Here is a 20,617-nt window from a genome sequence, read left to right as displayed (position 1 = left end):
CCGCGGCCGGACGGCAGCAGGGCGCTGAGCGGGCCGCGGCTCAGGCGTCGGGCGGGAAGGCGATGGCCTCGCCCTCGATCCGCAGCCGCAGCTGCGTGCCCGGCGGGGCGATGAAGGCGCTCGAGTGCCGGATGCTGATGACCTGGCCCTCGCGGGCGAGTGACGATGTCTCGCAGCCCGGCTCGCGCCCTGACGTGAGCTCGAGGCGCACGGTGCTCTCGGGACCGAAGTAGTCGGTGTCGAGCACCACCCCGAGGATCGGGCCCTCCTCGTCGACCCGGATCTGCTCGGGCCGCAGCATCAGCTGCACGCGCCCACGGTGGGCCGTCGGGGCCAGCCGGACCGACCCGAGGGAGCACGTGGCGGTGTCACCGTCGGCCCACGCCTCGAGCATGACCGCGTCGCCGAGGAACTCGGCCGTGGCGCGGTCCACCGGGTGGGTGTAGACCTCGAGCGGGTTGTCGACCTGGGCGAGCCGGCCCTCCCGCATGACGGCGACCTGGTCGGCGAAGGACAGGGCCTCCGCCTGGTCGTGGGTCACGAGGACCGTGGTGATGCCGGCCTCGCGCAGCACGGCCCCGACCGTGCGACGGGTGGCCACGCGCAGGCCCGCGTCGAGGGCCGAGAATGACTCGTCGAGGAGCATGACCTCCGGCTCGCGGGCCAGTGCTCTCGCAAGAGCGACGCGTTGTTGCTGGCCTCCGGAGATCTCGTGCGGCCGGCGGGCAGCGAGGGCCGGGTCGAGCGAGACCATCTCGAGCAGCTCGCCGACCCGCGTCCGGATCGCGCGACGTCCCGCCCGCCCGGTCCCCCGGTCCATGCCGAAGGCGATGTTCTGGCCGACCGTCAGGTGCGGGAAGAGGGCACCGTCCTGGGCCACGTAGCCCACGTCGCGGTGGTGCGCCGGGACCCAGACGTCCCCGCGGGCCAGGGTGCGACCGCTCAGCGCGACGTTCCCGGCGTCGGCGCGCTCGAACCCGGCGATGAGGCGCAGCAGCGTGGTCTTGCCCGAGCCCGAGGGCCCGACGATGGCCGTGGTGCTGCCCGGGTCGACCGACAGGGTGACGCCGCGGAGCACCTGCTGGGCGTCGAAGGCCTTGACGAGGTCGGCGACCTCCAGACGGCCCCGCTCGGCAGCGTCGTCCCGGGGGCCCGGCGGCTCGCCCGGGCCGGTCGGCTCGGTCGGCTCGGTCGGCTCGGTCGGCTCGGTCGGGTCGCTCGGCTCGGTCTGCGCGGTTGACGCATCGCGCCTGGCTGTGTGGCTCACTGTCCGGCCGCTTTCTTGGACTGCTGGAAGAGGAGGTAGGTCATCGGCGCCGAGAGCACGACCATGAGCAGGGCGTACGGCGCGGCACCGGCGTAGTCGATCTCGCTGCTCTTGGCCCAGAACTCGGTGGCCAGCGTACGGGTGCCGTTCGGCGAGAGCAGCAGGGTGGCCGTCAGCTCGTTGACGATCGCGAGGAAGACGAGTGCCGCTCCGCCGGCCGCGGCCGGGGCGGCGAGGCGCAGGGTGACGCGGGCGAACGCGGCGAAGGGGTGCACGCCGAGGGCCTGCGCCGCCTCCTCGAGCTCCCGCGGCGCCTGGGCGAGGCCCGAGCGCAGGCTGACGAGCGCGCGGGGCAGGAAGAGCAGCACGTACGCGGCCACGAGCACGAACGCCGTCTGGTAGACGGACGGGAAGAGCCGGATGCTCACGGTGACGAAGGCAAGACCCACGACGATGCCGGGCATCGAGCTCGTCACGTAGTTGGACAGCTCGAGCGACCGGGTGAACCAGCTCGGGCGGCGCACCGCGAGGAACGCCATCGGGAAGGCCACGGCCGTCGTCGCTGCGGCGCCCGCCAGGCCGTAGAGCAGGGTCTGCACGAGCGCCGGCACGAGCTCGTCCGGAGCCCAGATCGCTGAGCCGCCGAGCACCACCCAGCGCACGACGAACCACATCGGCACGCCGACGGCGAGCACGACGAGGACCAGCAGCGCGAGCTGCGCGGGCACGTGGAGGCGTCCCAGCGGCATACGGGCGGGGGCTGCCTGGCCGCCCGAGCCGACCCGGGCGTAGCGGGCCCTGCCGCGGCTGCGCACCTCGGCGACCAGCAGCAGCAGGCACAGCACGACGAGCACGCTCGCGAGCATGTTGCCGGCGGCGCCGTTGAAGGTCGACTGGTACTGCACCATGATCGCCGTCGTGAAGGTGTCGAAGCGGATCATCGCGAAGGCGCCGTACTCGGAGAGCAGGTGCAGTCCCACGAGCAGTGCGCCGCCCGTCATGGCCAGGCGCAGCTGGGGCAGCACGACCCGCCGGAAGACCTGCCACGGGCTGAGTCCGACCGAGGCCGCGGACTCCTCGAGCGCCGGGTCGAGGCGGCTCAGCGTCGCGGCGGCCGGGATATAGACGAGCGGGAAGTACGACAGCACCGAGATGAGCACGCCGGACCACAGGCCGGCGAGCGAGGGCACCGCGGACACCCAGCCGTAGCTGTTGACGAACGCCGGGATGGCGAGCGGCGCGGCGAGCGCCAGCGCCCAGAACCTGTTGCCCCGCAGGCGGGTCCGCTCCACGAGCCAGGCACCGCCGACGCCGAGGACGATGCACAGCGGCACCGAGACGAGCATGAGCAGGATCGTGTTGAGCAGCAGCTCGCCGACGCGGGCGCGGAAGATCAGCTTCTCCGCGGTGTCCCAGCCGGTCGCGATCGTCATCACGACGACGTAACCGAGCGGCATGAGCGAGAACAGCGCGATGAGCACGGCGATGACCGCGAGCGCCGAGGGTCGGCGGCGGCTGCGCGCCGGGCCCGGGAGGGCGCCCGGGCCCCAGCCCTCGTCGCGGCCGGCGTCGCGGTCGGCGCCGGGTGCCCGGCGGGCACCCGGCGCGGTGGTCAGGTCGGTGGTCACCCGACTACTACAGCAGACCGGCCTTGGTCATCAGATCGGTGACCGTGGCGGAGTTGAGCTTGGCAGGGTCGACGGTCGGCGCCTGGAGGTCCTTCAGGGGCACGAGCGCCGGGTTGGACGGCACGTCCGAGCCGACGGCGTACTCGAAGGACGTGCCCTTCTCGAGCACCTCCTGGCCGGCCTTGCCGGTGATGAACTTCAGCAGGGACTGGGCGGCCGCGGCGTTCTTCGACGACTTGAGCACTCCGCCGCCGGAGACGGACACGAAGGCGCCGGGGTCCTGGTGCTTGAAGTAGTGGGTGCCGAGGTTGGCGGAGTTCTCGCCGGTCTTGGCCTGGTCACCGTAGAAGTAGTAGTGGTAGATGAGCGCGGTGTCGACCTCGCCGGAGTTGACGGCCTTCATCGCGGTGCTGTTGCCCTTGTAGACCTTGGCGTTGGCCTTCATCGCGGTGAGCCAGTCGTTGGTGACGGCCTCACCCTTGAGCTCGAGCAGCGCCGAGACGATGGCCTGGAAGTCTGCGCCCGACGGGGACGCGGCCCAGCGGCCCTTCCACTCCGGCTTGGCGAGGTCGAGCATCGAGGCGGGGAGCTGGTTCTCCTGCACCTTGCGCTTGTCGTAGACGAGCACGGTCGACCGGGCGGCGATGCCGACCCACTTGCCGGTCGACGGGCGGTACTGCTCGGGCACCTGGGCCAGCGTGGCCTTGTCGACGTCGGCGAAGAGGCCCGCGTTCTCGACCTGCGTCATGGCCGGGCTGTTCTCGGTGAGGAAGACGTCGGCCGGCGACGCCGCGCCCTCCTGCATGATCTGGTTGGACAGCTCGGTGTCGGAGCCGTTGCGCACGGTGACCTTGATGCCGGTCTGCTTCGTGAACGCGTCGACCCACTCCTTGGTGAGGGTCTCGTGCTGGGCGTTGTAGAGGGTGATCGAGCCGGAGCCCGAGCCGTTGCCTGCGGAGGCGCCCGTGCCGCAGGCGCCGAGGGCCAGCGCACCGGCGGCGACGGCTGCGACGCCGAGGGAGGTGTGGAGGCGAGAGGTCATGGGTGAGCTGCCTTCGTGGTGGGAGGTAGGTAAGGCTTACCTTACACAGTCCCGCGAGTGCCTTCGTACGCGCTCCTCCGAGGACGTACGCCGCCCCCTCCACACCCCTGCGCGTGACCACTGCGACACGTGGCCACGCATACGCCTCACCCCCTCTCACATCGAGTGGGCACTTTGCGACGCCTGACGCGCCCGGGAGCGTGGCGGAAAGTGCCCACTCGACGTGGGGCTGCCGGGTTGTGGGTCAGAGGACCTGGGAGAGGAAGCGCTGGAGGCGCTCGGTGCGGGGGGCCTCGAAGACCGCGTCGGGCGCGCCCGACTCGACGACCCGACCACCGTCCATGAAGAGCACCTGCTGGGCGACCGAGCGGGCGAAGCCCATCTCGTGCGTCACGACGAGCATCGTCATGCCTTCGGCGGCGAGGTCGGCCATGGTGCCGAGCACGCCCTTGACGAGCTCGGGGTCGAGCGCCGAGGTGGCCTCGTCGAAGAGCATGACCTCGGGCTCCATCGCGAGCGCCCGGGCGATCGCCACGCGCTGCTGCTGACCGCCGGAGAGGCTGCCGGGGCGCACGTCCGCCTTGTGGGCGAGCCCGACCCGGTCGAGGTGGTGGTGCGCCCGCTCGGCCGCCTCGTCCTTCGACAGGCCCTTGAGGTGGACGAGACCGAGGGTGACGTTCTGGAGGACCGTCTTGTGCGGGAAGAGGTTGAAGTGCTGGAAGACCATCCCGACGCGCTGACGGAGGGCGTCCGGGTTGTCGGCCAGAACGCTCCGGCCGTCGAGCAGCACGTCGCCCTGGTCAGGCTCGAGCAGGCGGTTGACGACCCGCAGCAGCGTGGACTTGCCCGACCCCGACGGTCCGATGACGCATGCCGTGGTCGCGGCCTCCACGTCGAGGTCGACACCGCGGAGCACCTGGTTCGAGCCGAACGCCAGGTGGACGTCGCGGGTCGCCACGGCCACTCCGGCGGCGTTCCCGTCGACGGAGGCCGCGGGGGAAGCACTCGGAGACGGGGTCACGGCACTCATCGGACCTCCTGGGGCACGGCGACGGTGGCGGGCAGGGGATCCTCGTCGAGACCGCCGGCGAGCGCTCCGTCGGCACGCCGACCCTCCCGCAGGCGCCGGTCGACGGCATTGACGACGTGGGTGAGCGGCACGGTGATGACGAGGTAGAGCAGGCCGGCCAGGAGCAGCGCCGACTGGTTGCCCGAGTTCGCCGCCGCGTCCTGGCCGATGCGAAAGAGGTCGCGCTGGGTGGCGAGGAGCCCGAGGAAGTAGACGAGCGAGGAGTCCTTGATGAGCGCGATGAACTGGTTGACGAGCGCCGGCAGCACACGCCGCACGCCCTGTGGGATGACGACCAGGAGCATGCCCGAGGGTCGACTGAAGCCGAGGGCGCGGGCGGCCTCGAGCTGCCCGTGGTCGACGCTCTGGATGCCCGAGCGGAAGATCTCGCCGATGTAGGCGCTGGCGATGAGCGAGAGCGCGAGGATCCCGAGCGGATAGGGGTTGGGCCCCCAGATCTTCAGCCCGACGGGCGCCAGGCCCACCCCGATCAGCAGGATCGTCACCGCCGCCGGCAGACCCCGGAAGATGTCGGTCCAGACCCGGGCCGGCCACCGCAGCCAGCGTCGGGGGGACAGGCCGGCGACCGCGAGCAGCATCCCGAGCAGCGTGCCGATGACCGCCGACGACAGGGCCAGGATCAGGGTGTTGACCAGGCCCACCCGCAGCAGGTCGGGCAGCGCGGCTCGCATGGCCCCCCAGTCGAGGAAGGTCTCGCGCAGCGTGTTGAGGACGTCCATGCGGCCCCGGGGCTACTTCGCGGCGCCGGCGCTGCCGGGCTTGAAGTCGGCGGGGATCGCGCGGCCCGGGTAGTACTGCTTCTGCAGCTTGGCCCACGTGCCGTCGGCGACGACCTCGTCGATCCCCTTGTCGAGCGCGGCCCGCAGCTTGTCGTTGCCGGGCGCGACGGCATACGCCATGCCACCCGGGTCGAGCTGCTTGGCGACCGAGACGATCTTGCCGCCGGAGTCGGCGGCAGTCTTCTCACCGATCTCGGCAGGGGTGATCCACGCGTCGGCGGTGCCGGCCCGCAGCTGGTTGAGGGCCGCGTTGTAGTCCGGGACGCGCACCGGGTTGAGGTTCTGACGCGTCGCGTAGTCGTCCTGGACCGTGCCCTGGACCACCGCGACACGCTTGCCAGCGAGCTGCGCGAAGGAGGTGATGGCCGAGCCCTCGGGCACGTCGAGCCCGAGGAAGCCGAAGTCGTACTTGTTCGTGAAGTCGACGGTCTTCCTGCGGGCCTCGGTGATGCTGATGGAGGACGAGCCGACGTCGAACTTGCCGGTCTTGACCTGCGCCAGCAGCGAGCTGAACTCCGTGCCCACGAACTCGACCTTGAGGCCGAGCTTGCCGGCGACGGCGGTCAACAGGTCGTTGTCGAAGCCGGTGAACTTCCCGTCCTTGATGTAGACGTTCGGCGGGGCGTCGGTCAGCGTGCCGGTCCGGAGGACGCCCGGCTGCTGGAGGTTGTAGGGGTTGTCGGCGGACGGCTGGCCGGCGGACGAGCCGCCGCACGCGGTGAGCGACAGGGCGGCGAGGGCGAGCGCCGAAGCGGCGACGGCACGCGTGGGCGTGAGCATGGTGCGATTCCTCCGGGTGGTGGCGGGGCAACGGCCCCCGGGCACGCCGAGGACCGTCTCGCCGGGCGACGGTGCTGGCAGAGCGAACGCGATGGTCAGGCCTGCCCGGGCGCGCCCAGAGATCAAGGCTGAGCCGGCGCGGGGCTCCCGGCGCGTTCGCGTACACGATGTTATAGGACAAGTAACCCAGGGTGATAACTGGGGTCGAGTGAGGTTGGCGCTCGAGGAGCGCCCGCGGCCTCGGACGCGTCAGCTGCGGGGCAGCACCGTGAGCACGCGCTCGATGTGGTCGCGGAACTCCTGCATGAACGCCGAGAGGAACTCTGCCGTGGTGTCGTCGGTGACCTCGCCGTCGTCGGTGACGAGTCCGGGCCGATACATGATGTAGGCCTCCGGCGCCGTCATCTGGCGGGCGTTGCAGAAGCTCAGCACCGCACGCAGGCTCTGCTGGCCCACCGCAGTGCCGATCTGCCCGGGGGAAGCGCCGATGACGGCCGCCGGCACATGGTGGAAGGAGTTCTGACCCCACGGCCGCGACGCCCAGTCGATCGCGTTCTTCAGCGCACCGGGGATGGAGCGGTTGTACTCCGGACTGACGAAGAGGACGGCGTCCGACGCGGCGATGGCGTCCTTGAGGGCGCGGGCCTCCGGCGGGTAGTCGTCGTCGAAGTCGGGGCTGTAGAGGGGCAGGTTGCCGATGGGCAGCTCGGTGAACTCGAGGCCCGCCGGAGCGAGCCGGATCAGGGCCTTGCTCAGCTGCCGGTTGATGGAGGTCGAGGAGAGGCTGCCGACGAAGTAGCCGACCGAGTAGGTGCGCACGTGTATCTCCTTGTCGGGCAAAGGGGTTGGGAAGGTCAGCTCACTCGTCAGCCGGGCTCTCCCCCTCCTCGGCGTCGAGGAACTCCGCGTCGGAGGACGCGTTCTGTGGTGGGGCGTCGTCCGACCCACTCGTGGTCTCGTCGGCAGTCCAGCTCATTCCGTCGGGGCGCCCCTCCTCCGGTGCTGTCATGGTCGCTTCGGTGTCGGGGTCCTGGTCCGGGTCGTAGGGGCCGGCGCCGCCCTGGGTCGTGTGGTCGCTCATGCCCCACGCGTACCCCCTGCCGTCAGCGCAACGCGCGACGCTTCGGGGCCAATCGCCTGACGACCGGAGCCCGCAGTGGGTACGTCGACCGGGCACGAGTCTTCCGAGCGCTGCTCCCGACCCGCACGTCGGGCAGTGCCTGACCTTCGAGGAGAGCCACATGCAGATCGACAAGCAGCAGATCCTGGAGTTCCTGCGCAGCCGCGGCGACCAGCAGCAGGCCCAGCAGGCCGAGAGCGAGCTGCCCGACCAGGTCGACACCGACCAGCACGCCGACCTGCTCGGCAAGTTCGGGATCAACCCGCAGGAGCTGCTGAGCGGCGGCCTCGGTGGGCTGGGCGGCAAGCTCGGCCTCTGAGGCCCCGCCTGCACACTCAGCGGGAATGATCCACCGACTCCCGGGACACCGCGGGCGGGCTCCCTTCGCGAGGGAGCCCGCCCGCGGCGGTCCCGACCGAGCCGCACGTCCGCTTTGCACGGCCTGCGCAGCCGCTCCTAGTCTGACTGCATGGCCGTCACACCACCTGCGGAGTCACGGGGCAAGCCGTCGGCCGACAACACCGGCACCACGGTCGACCACGACGTGCTGGCCAAGCTGCTGAGCGACTTCGCCCGGCGCGTCGAGACGCAGAGCGACCCCGACGCCCTGCTCAGTGAGGTGGTCAGCTCGGCGCTGGCCTTGATCCCGGGCGCCGATGAAGGCTCCATCAGCGTTGTCGTCGGGCGCAGCCGGATCTCCTCCCAGCACCCCTCCGGAGATCTGCCGGCGAAGGTGGACGCCGCACAGATGGAGGCCGGCGAGGGCCCCTGTCTCGATGCTGCCTACGCACATGAGACGGTCCGGGTCGCGGACATGGCGACCGAGGAGCGCTGGCCACGCTTCGCGCCCGCCGCTCTCCGTCTCGGCGCCGCGAGCATGCTCTCCCTGCAGCTCTACGTCGAGAACGACGACCTCGGCGCGCTGAACCTCTACAGCCGCACGCCCGGCAGCTTCACCGACGACTCGGAGCACGTCGGCCTGCTCTTCGCGAGCCACGCCGCCATCGCCTTCGCCGGCGCCCAGAAGGTCCACCACCTCGAGGTGGCCGTCGACCGCCGCGACCTCATAGGTCAGGCCAAGGGCATCCTGATGGAACGCCACCGGATCACGGACGACGAGGCCTTCCGGATGCTCGTCAAGACGAGCCAGGACAAGAACCGCAAGCTCTACGAGGTCGCTGAGGACCTGACGCGCACCGGCCAGCTCGACCAGTGACCGCTCCTACCCTGTCGACCTGACCCGTCGCGAACGCCTACATCCACAGCGGCGCTCCACGTGCGCACAGACGCCCCCGTCAGCGACGGCCGCGACGGCGTCGCACCACGTCCACGACCACCGGCGCCGCCACCGCCACGAGGCCCGTCAGGCAGCCGATCGGCAGCGGTAGGCAGCAGCCGCTGCACGAGACCCGGGTGCCATTGGCCGTCGTCCGTGAGTAGCCGGGAAGCGGGAGCAGGCGGAACCGGCCGGGCTGCGCAGGGGACATGGGTCTCGCCTCTCGGGTGGGCTGTTCGTCGCCGGACGGTCCGGCTCACGAGCCCACGAGCCCACGCGTACCCAACCTCGGAACGGCGACGCTCCCTCAGCCGCGCCTCCCTGCTCGATCTCCCTGACCGGGGACGACCCAGTCGGCGCGCGCACTCTCGTGCGCGGCCTCGTTGAAGGTGCGCAGCGCCGCCACGACGTAGCGCCCGGACTCGGGCTCGAGCGAGCCGAGGAGGTCGCGGATCTCCCGGCGCCGGCGCTCGTCGACCGCGTTGACGACCTCGAGACCCTGGGTGGTCAGGGCGATCTTGACCGACCTCGCGTCGGTGGTGGAGCGACGGCGTGCGACGAGCCCGAGCCGCTGCAGCCGGTCACACACCCGGCTGGCGTTGGACGCGTTGACCCCGAGCTCGTCCGCCAGCATCGAGACCGACTGCTCCCCTTCCGCGGCCAGGAGCACCAGGACGCGGTGCTGCATCAGCGTGACCTCGACCGGAGAGGCGTTGACCGACCTCAGCGCGATGCCCACGAGGGCGCGGGCCGAGGTCACGAAGGCGTCGGTGAGCTCCTCGAGCTCGTCGGGCGGGAGCCCCTGCGGACCGGCGCCCCCGCGCTCGCCCCCCGTGTCAGGTGGGCGTGGACCTGCGTCCGGTCGGGTAGGAGGCACTTGTCGCCACCCCCTCCTCCGTGATTTGTTTGCTGAGACGCAAGTTTTGCGCTCACGCAAGAATGCTACGCGATCACCACCCAGGAGCGAGGAGCAATCGTGAGTGACAGGATCTCTGATATCCACGGCGAGCGCACGCCCCACGCGCGAGGCACCACCTGGCCGGCCCGGGTCGACCTCCACCTCGAGGGCGGACTGGAGGAGTCGGACGTCGACTCCTGGGTGCAGTCTGCCTGCCTGCTGTGCAGCAACGGCTGCGGGTGCGACATCGCGGTCAAGGACGGCCGCATGGTCGGCATCCGGGGCCGGGCCACCGACGTGGTCAACCACGGACGCCTCGGACCCAAGGGTCTCTACGGCAGCACCGCCTGGGCCAACTCGCCCGACCGGCTGACCCGACCGCTCGTGCGCGAGGACGGAGGGCTCGTCGAGACCGACTGGGAGACGGCGATGGGCCGCATCGTCGAGCGCTCGAAGGACCTGCTCCACCGCAAGGGCCCGCTGTCGCACGGCTTCTACACCTCCGGGCAGCTCTTCATCGAGGAGTACTACACGCTCGCGGTGATCGGGAAGGCCGGGATCGGGACGCCCCACATGGACGGCAACACCCGCCTGTGCACCGCCACCGCCGCAGCCGCCTTCAAGGAGTCGTTCGGCGCGGACGGGCAGCCCGGCTCCTACACCGACATCGAGCACTGTGACGCGATCTTCCTCTTCGGCCACAACATGGCCGAGACCCAGACGGTGCTGTGGGCCCGCATCCTCGACCGCACCCGCGGCGAGGATCCGCCCACGGTCGTCTGCGTCGACCCGCGCCGCACCCTCGTGGCCCAGGAGGCCCAGCGCACCGGCGGCGTGCACCTCGCACCGCGGGTCGGCACCAACCTCGCCCTGATGAACGGCCTGACGCGCGAGCTCTTCGCCAACGGCTGGGTCGACGAGGACTGGGTCGCCGCCCACACGATCGGTGTGGACGACCTGCGCTCCACCGTCGAGCCCTACACCCCCGAGCACGTGGCAGACATCTGCGGGGTCGACGCGGAGGACGTCCGGCGCGCCGCACGCATCTTCGGCGAGAGCGGAGCGGTTCTCTCCACGGTGCTCCAGGGCTTCTACCAGTCGCACCAGGCCACCGCGGCGGCCGTGGCGGTGCACAACCTGCACCTGCTGCGCGGCATGATCGGCCGCCCCGGCGCCGGCGTCCTGCAGATGAACGGCCAGCCGACGGCCCAGAACAACCGCGAGTGCGGCGCCGACGGCGACTTCCCCGGCTTCCGCAACTGGGACAACGTCGAGCACGTCGACCAGCTCGCCGACGTCTGGAACGTCGACCCGATGACCATCCCGCACTGGGCGCCGCCCACCCACGCGATGCAGATCTTCCGCTACGCCGAGACGGGATCGATCGAGCTGCTCTGGATCTCCGCGACGAACCCGGCCGTGTCGATGCCGGAGTCGGCCCGCATCCGCAGAATCCTCTCCGGCGACCAGTGCTTCGTCGTCGTCCAGGACCTCTTCCTCACCGAGACGGCCGAGCTCGCCGACGTGGTGCTGCCGGCGGCCGGGTGGGGCGAGAAGACCGGCACCTTCACCAACGTCAACCGCACGGTCCACCTGTCCGACAAGGCGGTCGAGCCGCCCGGAGAGGCGCGCAGCGACCTCGACATCCTCCTGATGTACGCCGACCGAATGGGCTTCACCGACAAGGACGGCGACCCGCTCATCACCTGGCGCACGCCCGAGGAGGTCTTCGACGCGTGGCGGGCGGTCACCGCGGGGCGGCCGGTGGACTACACGGGGCTCAGCTACGGGAAGCTGAGGGGACCCACCGGCATACCGTGGCCCGTCAACGAGGAGCACCCCGACGGCACGGACCGCCTCTACGGCGACGGCGTCTTCCCCACCGACACCGACTACTGCGAGACGTACGGCCACGACCTCGTCACCGGCGGCACGGTCACCGAGCTCGAGCACCGCGCCCAAGCACCCGGCGGGCGGGCCTTCCTCAAGGGCGCCCCGTACTCCCCTGCCCACGAGCTGCCCTCCGACGACTACCCGCTGCTCTACACGACGGGGCGGACGGCATACCACTTCCATACCCGCACGAAGACCGGGCGCGCCCGGTCCCTCCATGACGCGGCGCCCGACGCGTGGGTTGAGCTGTCCGCGCCCGACGCCGACCGGCTCGGCATCGCCGAGGGCGACTGGGTATGCGTGGAGTCCCCTCGCGGGGCGATCGAGGTCCGCGCCCGGGTCGGCCGGGTCATGGAGGGCGCGGTGTTCGCGCCGTTCCACTACGGCCACTGGGACCCGACGGGGCTGGCCCCCGACGCGGAGCACCGGCTCGCCAACGAGCTGACGATGACGGTCTGGGACCCCGTGTCCAAGCAGCCCTACTTCAAGACCGCGGCCTGCCGGGTGACCAAGGTCCGCGACGGCGACGGGCCCTCCCCCGCGCCCACCACCACAGCCTCGGCGCCGGCCCCGGGCCGCCACCACGTGCTCGCGACCGGCGGTGGCGAGCCGACCAGCAGCCACGTGCTCGAGGAGACGCCGGCATACAGCCTCGACCCCAGCCAGTCGGGCACGGCCGGCCACCATCAGTCGCGGGTGGCCTCGGCCGTCGACACCGTCAAGGAAGCAGCCGCCGACACCGTCCACCGGAGGTCCTGATGCCGCACCTCAGCACCTACATCGGTCTCGCCGACCACAGCGAGAAGACCCTCGCGGACTCGTTCCGAGCGGTCGCGCAGGGACACCAGCAGGAGGCGGACGTCTACCACACCTGCCAGACCCTGGCCGGCTGGAGCGACCAGCACCGCGAGAGACTGGCGCCCGTCATCGAGCGCTACGGGGAGGACGAGCAGCTCGAGGAGCCCGAGCGCCTGCACGCCTCGGGGCTCGCCGACGTGCGCTCGGGTCCGGTGGGCTTGCTGCGCGACCTGCAGGACCTGCACGTGCTCGGCTCACTGGTCCAGACGACGTGGACGGTCGTCGCCCAGGGGGCCCAGGGCCTGCGCGACCGCGAGCTGCTCGAGGTCGCGAACTCCGCCAACGCCGAGACCGGGCGCCAGCTGCGCTGGCTCAACACCCGGATGAAGCAGGCCGCACCGCAGGCCCTCATCGTCGACCCGTGACAACGGGATCGTGTCCGCAGCACACTTGAGTGGCCCACCGCAGGACGCCGCCCCACCCCTCCCACGGATCGGAACCATGACCGGTGTGATCGACCACCCGTCCTCACCCGAGGAGTTCGCCCACCTGGCCCGCGAGCTCGTCGAGACTCCCGGCGTCATGCCCACCGTCCACGGGGTCGTCGAGTCGGCGATCCACGCCGTGCCCTGCACGTGGGCCGCCGTCGTCGTGACCGACGACGTGCACCAGCGGCCGGCCCGGATGCTCGCGGCGAACGACTCCGAGCTCGTCCGGGTGATCGGCGGGATCGCGGTCGGGGTCGGCGCGAGCCCCGGGATCGTCGCCTTCGACGAGGCCCGCACCGTCTGCTGCCCCGACCTCGAGCACGAGGAGCAGTTCCGGCACTACGCGGAGGAGATGGTGGCGCACACCCGCGTGCGCGCAGTCATCTCGATCCCCCTGGTGCTGCGGGGTGCGACCACCGGAGTGATGACTGTGTACGCGGACCGGCCGCACGCCTTCGACCGCGACGCCGCCGCCCGGGCCCACGTGCTGGCCGAGCACGCCGCCATCGCCATCGACGCAGCACGCGTCGAGGACGCCGCGGAGAACCTCGAGGTGGCCCTGCTGCGCAGCCGCACCATCGGGGCGGCGATGGGCATCCTCATCGAACGCCACAAGCTGACGGTGGACGAGGCGTTCGACCGGCTCCGCGTAGCCAGCCAGAACGCCAACCGCAAACTGGCCGACATCGCGGCCGAGCTCGTCGAGACGGGAACCGCGGACGGCTTGTAGTCAAACCGCGCGCCGCACTACGCGACGGGCTCAGCAACCCCTCGTCACGAAGCTGCGTCTGAGCCGGGGTCGAAGACTCGCGCGGAGGTCGCGGCCGGCCGGTCATGGAAGAAGTCGTCGGCCGCCTGAGCCTCGAGCTCGTCGTCGCCCGGGTCACCCGGCGCGTGTGGGCCGTCCGGGATCGCGTCCCTCTCGGGCTCCCGCTCCTCCGCCGTCCCTGCAAACGGCTCGCGCCGAACGGACGAAGCCGCCTGCGTCGCAGGCTCGGTGCGCGGCTGGGCGTCAGGGTTCTCGGGCACGGTTCGCTCCCTTCGATCGTGCGGTCTTCCGCTGGGCCGGTTGCCGGACCGGAAGACGTCACCGTCGGGAACTCCCCGGCGGCGCTCGTTCCGGTCGGACGGACCGGCATCTGTTGTCCTACCCATCGGGGTCTCGTCGACGCAGGTCCCTGCTGCGGATGAGCCCGATCCACTGTCGGTGATCGAATGTATGTTCGACTCATGGCCCCAGAACCATCGAAGCTCGAGCTCCTCCGGAGCCGGCTCACCGACCTCGAGGCGCGTCAGCGCGCCGCGGGTGGGGTGGCCGAGGGCGGGTTCTGGGAGCGCTTCGCGGGGCGTATGCCGTCCGCTCCCTCGCAGCTGTCCGCGCGGTCGGTGGGGTCGGCCTTCTTCACCCAGGCGCGCGAGGGGTCGGAGTGGGCTCATGCCTCGCAGTCGGCCGACTCGGCCCTCTTCGCCCAGCCGGCCGGGTCGGCGTTCTTCGCCCCGACAGCCGGTCCCGCTCAAGCCGCGCAGCCGGCGTGGTCGGAGTGGTTCCGGGAGCCAGGGCCGGCGCAGTCGGCGCAGGCGGGACCCGCCGACGGATCCGAGCACCAGCCAGCCAAGCTGGCCAATGCCGCCGATGCCGCCGACGCTGACGCCGGTGCCGGCGACGGTGAGAGCGCGTGCGACGCCGCGGCCGCTCGGCGGCGGACCCGGCGGGTCGCCCCGCATACCCGACCGGCCGGGGCACCGGCCGGGCCGTGGGGAGGCAACTCAGCCGAGGAACTGGAGTCGCTGGACCTGGACCAGGTGCAGTGGCTCGACGAGGCCGGCTACCAGCAGATGATCGACGACCCCGCCTGGCTCGCCGCGATAGACGCCCACGCCGCCGCCCACGCCGACCGCGACCACGGCACCGGGAGCCGGCCCGAGACGTTGGACGCGATCGAGGTCGCCGCGATGGCCGGGTTCGGCCTCACCACCCACGCGGACCTCGACCTGACCGCCGCTGCGGAGCGGGTCGCCGCACAACGCCGCACCTACGAGGTCACCCTCGTCACGATCATCGCCGAGCTCGCCGCCCGCGGCACCGACGCCCCCGAAGGCCTGTCCCGCACCGACTGGCTCCGCCGGCACGACCCGTCCCTGACCGCCGCACAGGCCAAAGCCTTCGTCACCGTCGGCACCGCCCTGACCGAAACCCGGTGGGCCCGGCTACGGATGCTCGTCGCCACCCAACAGGTCACCGTCGGCCACGCCGCCCAGATCATCGACTTCCACACCCGCACCCACCCCATCGCCGACCCCGCCGACCTCGCCACCGCGATCGCCGACCTCACCGACCAGGCCGCGCAGCTGCGCCCTGAGGAGCTCGCCCGCCTCGCCCGGCACCACACCGAACAGATCCGCCCACCCAAGGACGAGGACCGGCTCGACCACCGGCGCCGTGACGCTCGCGGCCTGTGGTTCACCCAGCCCACCGCCACCGGCATGGTCGGCCTGCGCGCCACCCTCGACCCGGAGGCGGCCGCCATCGTCAAAGCCGCCATCGACCCGCTCTCCGCGCCCGCCCCCGTCACCGACGAGCACGGCCACAAGATCAGCGACGACACTCGCAGCTTCGCCCGGCGCCGCCTCGAAGCCCTGCTGACGATGGTGCAGCGCGGCGTCGCCGCCGCCGATGGCGTCCCGGTCACCGACAAGGCCAAGGTCGTCGTCCTCATCGACTGGGACACCCTCCTCGGCGACCTCACCAATACAGGCACCGGCACCACCCTCTCCGGTGACGTCCTGTCCCCCGGCGTGGTGCGGCGGATGGCGTGCGACGCCGAGATCATCCCCGTCGTCCTCGGCACCGACAGCGAACCCCTCGACGTCGGCCGCAGCCGGCGCCTGTTCACCCGGGGCCAACGCCTGGCCCTGATCCACCGCGACAAAGGCTGCACCTACCCCGGCTGCACCGTTCCGGCCACCTGGTGCGAAGCCCACCACGTCGTCCACTGGCGCCACGGCGGCACGACCTGCGTGTCCAACAGCGCCCTGCTCTGCCAGCGACACCACACCGAGGTCCACGAACGCGACCTCACCGCCACCATCACCGCCCTCGGCGTCACCTGGCACACCTGACCACCACGCCCCACACCCCGCCACCACCGGCGGGGTCGCTGGCACGTCCGGGGGCAGCGCAGGGCGCGGGTCGCCGACCCGTCCAGGGCCGCCGGGACGTCCAGGGCCGCCGGGACGTCCAGGGCCGCCGGCACCTCCAGGTCGCCGCGCCGCTCGAAGCGGCCGCGGGGGCCGACCTGGGTCAGGCCCGTTGCGTTCCGGGCGGCTCCGGCGCGTTGAGGTCGTAGCGGATGCCCACGAGCCTGATGACGAAGCAGGCCACGACGGCCACGACGGCGGCGGGCCAGCCCCGAAGGCCGAGCTCGGCGGCCACGACGGTGATGGCGGCACCGACGAGGGCCGGGATGGCATACAACCCGCTGCTGAGCACGGTGGGGACGCGCCCGATCATCACGTCCCGGATCGTTCCCCCGCCCACCCCGGTGATGGCCCCGAGCACCATGGCCTGGATCGGTCCGAGACCCGCATCGAGTGCCTTGCTGGCCCCGGTCACGGCGAAGAAGCTGAGGCCGAGCGCGTCGAAGACGTCGATGGCGAAGGTCATCCGGTCGAGCCTGCGGCCCCAGACGAACGCGACCAGCGCACCGGTCGCGGCCACAACGAGATAGCGCCAGTCGCGGAACGTCGACGGCGGCAGGTAGCCGATGATGACGTCACGCACGATGCCACCGCCGATCGCCGTGACGATCCCCAGGGTGAGGACCCCGACGATGTCGAGGCGGGCCGCCCTGACCGCGGTCAGTGCCCCGTTCAGGGCGAAGACCGCGGTCCCGGCCAGGTCCAGCGCGAGCAGCAGCGTGCTGACGTGGATCACCTCGGCGCCTCCTCGACAGCTGCGCTCATGCCGACACGCTACGCGCACGGACGGTGCACATCGCCGTTGAGCCGTTCGCGTCCCAGTGCCATACGCACCCGGTCAGCCCGCGAGGTGACCCCAGTCGTCCGACAGCTCGACCCAAGGCCCGACCGCGGCCACCTGACCCTCGACGAGCACCACGACGCGGTCGGCCTGGGCCAGGGCGGCGCGCTTGGAGGTGGCTCCGATCACCGTGGCACCCCGCTCCCGCAGGGTGGACCACAGCTCGATCTCGGTGGCGGAGTCGAGCGCGGACGACACGTCGTCAGCGAGGAGCAGCTCGGCGTCGCAGGCGAGGGCTCGCGCGAGCGCCAGCCGCTGCACCTGCCCACCCGAGAGCCGGACGCCGCGGTGGCCGACCAGGGAATCGGGCCCGCCGGCCGCGTCCACGTCGGCGCCCATCCGGGCAGCCTGCAGCGCGGGCATGACCTCACGGTCGGCGTGGTCGAGTCGCACGTTGTCGCTGAAGGTGCCCGACAGCACGAGCGGCACCTGTGCGACGTGGGCCACCCGACCGGGTCGCAGGAACGCCTGCGCGTCGGACACCGACTGGCCGTTCCAGCGGATCTCGCCGCGGGAGCTGATGAGCCCGGCCAGCGCCGAGAGCAGGCTCGACTTGCCGGAGCCGACCTGGCCGAGGAGCAGCACCAGCTCGCGGGCGTGCACCGTCAGGTCGACGTCGGTGGCGCCCAGTGTCCCGTCGTCGTGCACCGCCGTGACACCCGTGAGCTCGAGGGTGCGCAGCGGCTCCCGCTCGACTGGCGCCGGAGCCGGGGCTGCGCCGTGGACGAGGTCGACCCCCGTCGTGACGTGCATCAGGTCACCGCCGCCGGCGAGCCGGCTGGTGGCCTGCATCCACGCCTTGGTGCCCGGGGCCTCGGTGATGACGGACCCGGCCACCCGGCCGAACCAGTCGAAGCCGTTGACGGCCCCGGCGACGAGCAGGGCCGTGGCCAGGCCCCACTCCCCCATCACGAGCAGGGCCCAAGCCGCCACCACGCCGCACTGCACGAGCACGACCGGCACACCGTCGAGCAGCGCCTGCACGCGGTGCTCACGCACCGCCGCCTCCACGCGCCCGGAGTCGACCTCCCTCAGGTGGGCGTGGACGCTGGGCGTCGAGGCGGCGAGCTTGATGGTGCGCACCGAGTCGAGCGCCGAGACCAGCGAGCGTCCGAACCGGGCGCGTGCAGCGGCCGAGGCCGCCGCGGAGCGGCCTGCGACGCGCCGCCCCAACGACGAGGCCAGGGCCGAGGCCGCCATCACCGCGAGCAACACGGCACCGGCCACCCAGCTCCCGGCGACCGCCGCGGTCACACCGGCGATGACAAGGCCGTTGACGAAGTCGACCCAGCGGTCGGCATAGCGCGCGAGCCGGTCGGCGTCCATCGTGCGGGCAACGGCCTCCCCCGGCGGCGTCGGCTCCAGCCGGTGCTGCGCCGTCTGGCCGACGAGGACGGCTGAGCGCGCGCGCAGCATGACCGAGATCCACCACCGGGGGTAGCGGCGGAACGCCTCGGCGAGCATCAGCGGCGAGAGCATCAGCGAGGCGACCAGCGCGACCGTCAGCCCGGTCGGGCTCTGCCCCTGCTGCAGCGCCACGACGAGGTGCCCCCAGATCCAGCCCGTGAGGGCGCCGAAGGCGCCGGTCAGCGCGGAGACGAGGAAGAGTCCCACGCTGACGAGGCCCCACTGCGGCTCGATGAACAGGGCCGACGCGGTCGCCCGAGCCAGACCGGGTGTGGGCCGCAGCTCCGGCGCCGGGGGCGCGGTGCCGGTGCGGCGAGCCGTGCCGACCTGTCCCACCGCCGCAGGGCCGGGGACCATGGTCTCGCCGGTCTCGGCCGATGCCACCAGCAGGGCGCGGAAGGGCCCCTCCTGCGACGCCAGCCGGGCGCGTGGGCCCTGCTGCACCACGTGACCGGACTCGAGCACGGCCACCTGCTCGGCGCGCTCCGTCGTCGAGAGGCGGTGGGCGACGAGCAGCCCGGTGCGTCCGGCGAGCAGCCGCTCGGCGGCGCGGACCACCTGGGTCTCGGTGACCCGGTCCATGCGGGCGGTGGCCTCGTCGAGCACCACGACGCGGACGTCGCGGACGAGCAGCCGCGCGAAGGCGACGAGCTGCTCCTCCCCCGACGACAGGGTGGTGCCACCGGGGCCCAGCACCGTGTCCAGCCCGTCGGGCAGGCCGGCCACCCAGTCGTCCAGGCCCAGCTCGGTGATCGCGCCCTCCACCTGCGCGCGTGTGACCGGCTCGAACAGGGTGATGTTCTCGGCCAGCGTGCCGGCGAGGATCTCGGTCCGCTGGGTCACGACGCCGACGGCGGACCGCAGCTGCTGCAGGTCGACGTCGAGCACGTCCACACCACCGAGCAGCACGGTGCCGCGCTCGGGCTCGACGGCGCGCGAGAGCAACGAGGCCAGCGTCGACTTGCCCGAGCCGGTGCGCCCGACGAGTGCGCACGTCGTGCCGGCGGGGACCCGTAGGTCGACGTGCTCGAGCGCGAACCGGCCACCGGCGTACGCGAAGTGCAGGTCGCGGAACGCGACGTCGAGCGGACCGTCGGGCAGGTCCGCCCCGCCGACGGGCTCGCGTTCCGCGTCGAGGAGTCCACGCAGCCGCAGCACCGCGCCGAAGCCGGCCTGCAGGTCGGGGAGGTGGCGCGCCAGCATGTCGACCTGGCCCACGAACATCGTGGTGACGAGGAAAAGTGTCACGAGCGCGGCCGTGTCGAGGCGGTCGCCGACGACGAGGGCCACTCCGACGAGCGCCGTGCCCGCGAGCACGGCGTGGAGCAGCGAGCCGGTGCGTCTCCCGATCCGGCTCTCGAGGCCCAGCACGATGGCGAAGCGGCGGTGCACGGTGGCGGCGAGCTCGGTGCACCGGCGTACGACATGGGCCTGGCCGAGGCTGGCGCGCAGGTCGTTGCGGGCGGCCACCCCCTCCTCGAGGGCGGCGGCGTGGTCGGTCCACGCCATCTCCTCCTCCACCTTGCGGGCGGACACCTGCGGCAGCAGGGGCCGCACCACGGCGACGGCCCCGAGCCCCGCGAGCGGGAAGAGGATGAACGCCGGCCACCACGTGGTGCCGGCCACGATCCACAACGGCCCGGACGCGAGCACGGTACGGATGGCCTGCCAGGCGCTCTGGCGCAGCAGCGCGCCGACCTCGTGCGTGTCGTCGTCGACGCGGTCGAGCACCTCGCCGACCGCCTGGTCGTTGAGGGCCCTAAGCGGCTGGTGCATCGCGGCGTCGAGGAGGTCGGCTCGCAGGCGCCCCTCGGCACGGTCGACCGACCCGGCCCAGAGCGTGCGGCCCACGGTGTCGAGCAGCGCCGCACCGACGACGCACACGGCGAGCAGCTCGACGAGCGTGGTCGTGGCGTGCTCGGCCAGGCGGCCGGCGAGGAGCGAGCCGAGGGAGGAACCGACCGCGGCGATCGCGCAGGCCACCAGCGCCCACACCGCCACGGGGTTGCGCAGCCGCCGCCAGTCGACGGATCGGTGGACGTCGCGCGGCGCCGCCGGAGCCGTCTCGGAGCGGTGCGAGTCCAGTCGCGTCGAGGTCACTGACGAGACCCT

At 72.1% G+C, this 20,617-nt stretch carries 19 protein-coding genes; 6 read left to right on the top strand and 13 right to left on the bottom strand.

The window, feature by feature from the left end:
• Positions 1-40: 40 nt before the first annotated feature.
• The 8 genes from AB0316_RS18550 to AB0316_RS18515 form a co-directional block, all read right to left on the bottom strand.
• The gene (locus AB0316_RS18550) at positions 41-1,120 is read right to left on the bottom strand and encodes an ABC transporter ATP-binding protein (protein WP_366274654.1); all 1,080 of its coding nucleotides are present in this window, start codon (positions 1,118-1,120) and stop codon (positions 41-43) included.
• A gap of 143 nt (positions 1,121-1,263) precedes the next feature.
• Positions 1,264-2,895, bottom strand: a complete 1,632-nt coding sequence (locus AB0316_RS18545; protein WP_366274545.1) for an iron ABC transporter permease — start codon at positions 2,893-2,895, stop codon at positions 1,264-1,266.
• Between the two features lie 7 nt (positions 2,896-2,902).
• The gene (locus AB0316_RS18540; RefSeq protein WP_366274543.1) at positions 2,903-3,937 is read right to left on the bottom strand and encodes an iron ABC transporter substrate-binding protein; all 1,035 of its coding nucleotides are present in this window, start codon (positions 3,935-3,937) and stop codon (positions 2,903-2,905) included.
• Positions 3,938-4,181: 244 nt separating this feature from the next.
• A complete protein-coding gene (locus tag AB0316_RS18535; RefSeq protein ID WP_366274541.1) occupies positions 4,182-4,967 on the bottom strand; it encodes an amino acid ABC transporter ATP-binding protein in 786 nt (261 codons plus the stop codon).
• Positions 4,964-5,746: an amino acid ABC transporter permease gene (locus tag AB0316_RS18530; RefSeq protein WP_366274539.1), complete on the bottom strand. Its 783-nt coding sequence runs from the start codon at positions 5,744-5,746 to the stop codon at positions 4,964-4,966. The genes AB0316_RS18535 and AB0316_RS18530 overlap by 4 nt, the downstream gene beginning before the upstream one ends.
• A 12-nt stretch (positions 5,747-5,758) precedes the next feature.
• The gene (locus AB0316_RS18525; protein WP_366274538.1) at positions 5,759-6,586 is read right to left on the bottom strand and encodes an ABC transporter substrate-binding protein; all 828 of its coding nucleotides are present in this window, start codon (positions 6,584-6,586) and stop codon (positions 5,759-5,761) included.
• A 249-nt stretch (positions 6,587-6,835) separates the two neighbouring features.
• Positions 6,836-7,405 (bottom strand): NADPH-dependent FMN reductase, encoded by a 570-nt coding sequence (locus AB0316_RS18520; protein ID WP_366274536.1) that lies wholly within the window; start codon positions 7,403-7,405, stop codon positions 6,836-6,838.
• 40 nt (positions 7,406-7,445) lie between these two features.
• Complete coding sequence (locus AB0316_RS18515) at positions 7,446-7,667, bottom strand: hypothetical protein (protein ID WP_366274534.1); 222 nt, start codon at positions 7,665-7,667, stop codon at positions 7,446-7,448.
• A gap of 160 nt (positions 7,668-7,827) precedes the next feature.
• Here AB0316_RS18515 and AB0316_RS18510 point away from each other — a divergent pair, with 160 nt between their 5' ends.
• Both AB0316_RS18510 and AB0316_RS18505 read left to right on the top strand, forming a co-directional pair.
• Positions 7,828-8,025, top strand: a complete 198-nt coding sequence (locus AB0316_RS18510; RefSeq protein WP_366274532.1) for a hypothetical protein — start codon at positions 7,828-7,830, stop codon at positions 8,023-8,025.
• Positions 8,026-8,175: 150 nt separating this feature from the next.
• Positions 8,176-8,922 carry a GAF and ANTAR domain-containing protein gene (locus tag AB0316_RS18505; RefSeq protein WP_366274530.1) on the top strand — a complete coding sequence of 249 codons (747 nt, stop codon included), beginning with the start codon at positions 8,176-8,178 and terminating at the stop codon, positions 8,920-8,922.
• A gap of 79 nt (positions 8,923-9,001) precedes the next feature.
• Here AB0316_RS18505 and AB0316_RS18500 read toward each other — a convergent pair whose 3' ends face one another.
• Both AB0316_RS18500 and AB0316_RS18495 read right to left on the bottom strand, forming a co-directional pair.
• Positions 9,002-9,193, bottom strand: coding sequence for a hypothetical protein (locus tag AB0316_RS18500; protein ID WP_366274528.1), 192 nt, complete (start codon positions 9,191-9,193; stop codon positions 9,002-9,004).
• Between the two features lie 96 nt (positions 9,194-9,289).
• Positions 9,290-9,742: a MarR family transcriptional regulator gene (locus tag AB0316_RS18495; protein WP_366274527.1), complete on the bottom strand. Its 453-nt coding sequence runs from the start codon at positions 9,740-9,742 to the stop codon at positions 9,290-9,292.
• A 216-nt stretch (positions 9,743-9,958) separates the two neighbouring features.
• On the opposite strand from AB0316_RS18495, the gene AB0316_RS18490 reads away from it, so the two are divergent.
• From AB0316_RS18490 to AB0316_RS18480, 3 genes are all read left to right on the top strand, one after another.
• On the top strand, positions 9,959-12,532 hold the full coding sequence (locus tag AB0316_RS18490) for a nitrate reductase (protein WP_366274526.1): 2,574 nt from the start codon (positions 9,959-9,961) through the stop codon (positions 12,530-12,532).
• Complete coding sequence (locus AB0316_RS18485; RefSeq protein WP_366274525.1) at positions 12,532-12,996, top strand: hypothetical protein; 465 nt, start codon at positions 12,532-12,534, stop codon at positions 12,994-12,996. Before AB0316_RS18490 ends, AB0316_RS18485 begins: the two co-directional genes overlap by 1 nt.
• A 76-nt stretch (positions 12,997-13,072) precedes the next feature.
• The gene (locus AB0316_RS18480; RefSeq protein WP_366274523.1) at positions 13,073-13,789 is read left to right on the top strand and encodes a GAF and ANTAR domain-containing protein; all 717 of its coding nucleotides are present in this window, start codon (positions 13,073-13,075) and stop codon (positions 13,787-13,789) included.
• Positions 13,790-13,833: 44 nt separating this feature from the next.
• Here the strand turns inward: AB0316_RS18480 and AB0316_RS18475 are convergent, their stop codons facing one another.
• Entirely contained in the window at positions 13,834-14,088 is a 255-nt protein-coding gene (locus tag AB0316_RS18475) for a hypothetical protein (RefSeq protein WP_366274522.1), read from the bottom strand.
• Between the two features lie 201 nt (positions 14,089-14,289).
• On the opposite strand from AB0316_RS18475, the gene AB0316_RS18470 reads away from it, so the two are divergent.
• The gene (locus AB0316_RS18470) at positions 14,290-16,179 is read left to right on the top strand and encodes a DUF222 domain-containing protein (protein WP_366274520.1); all 1,890 of its coding nucleotides are present in this window, start codon (positions 14,290-14,292) and stop codon (positions 16,177-16,179) included.
• A 181-nt stretch (positions 16,180-16,360) separates the two neighbouring features.
• Here AB0316_RS18470 and AB0316_RS18465 read toward each other — a convergent pair whose 3' ends face one another.
• Both AB0316_RS18465 and AB0316_RS18460 read right to left on the bottom strand, forming a co-directional pair.
• Positions 16,361-16,993 (bottom strand): trimeric intracellular cation channel family protein, encoded by a 633-nt coding sequence (locus AB0316_RS18465; RefSeq protein WP_366274518.1) that lies wholly within the window; start codon positions 16,991-16,993, stop codon positions 16,361-16,363.
• A gap of 102 nt (positions 16,994-17,095) precedes the next feature.
• The gene (locus tag AB0316_RS18460) at positions 17,096-20,518 is read right to left on the bottom strand and encodes an ABC transporter ATP-binding protein (RefSeq protein ID WP_366274652.1); all 3,423 of its coding nucleotides are present in this window, start codon (positions 20,516-20,518) and stop codon (positions 17,096-17,098) included.
• Between the last annotated feature and the right edge of the window lie 99 nt (positions 20,519-20,617).

Source organism: Terrabacter sp. NPDC080008, assembly GCF_040702505.1.
GTDB lineage: Bacteria > Actinomycetota > Actinomycetes > Actinomycetales > Dermatophilaceae > Terrabacter.
Note: the sequence above shows the minus strand (reverse complement) of the source record. Positions and strands in the feature narration are given on the sequence as shown.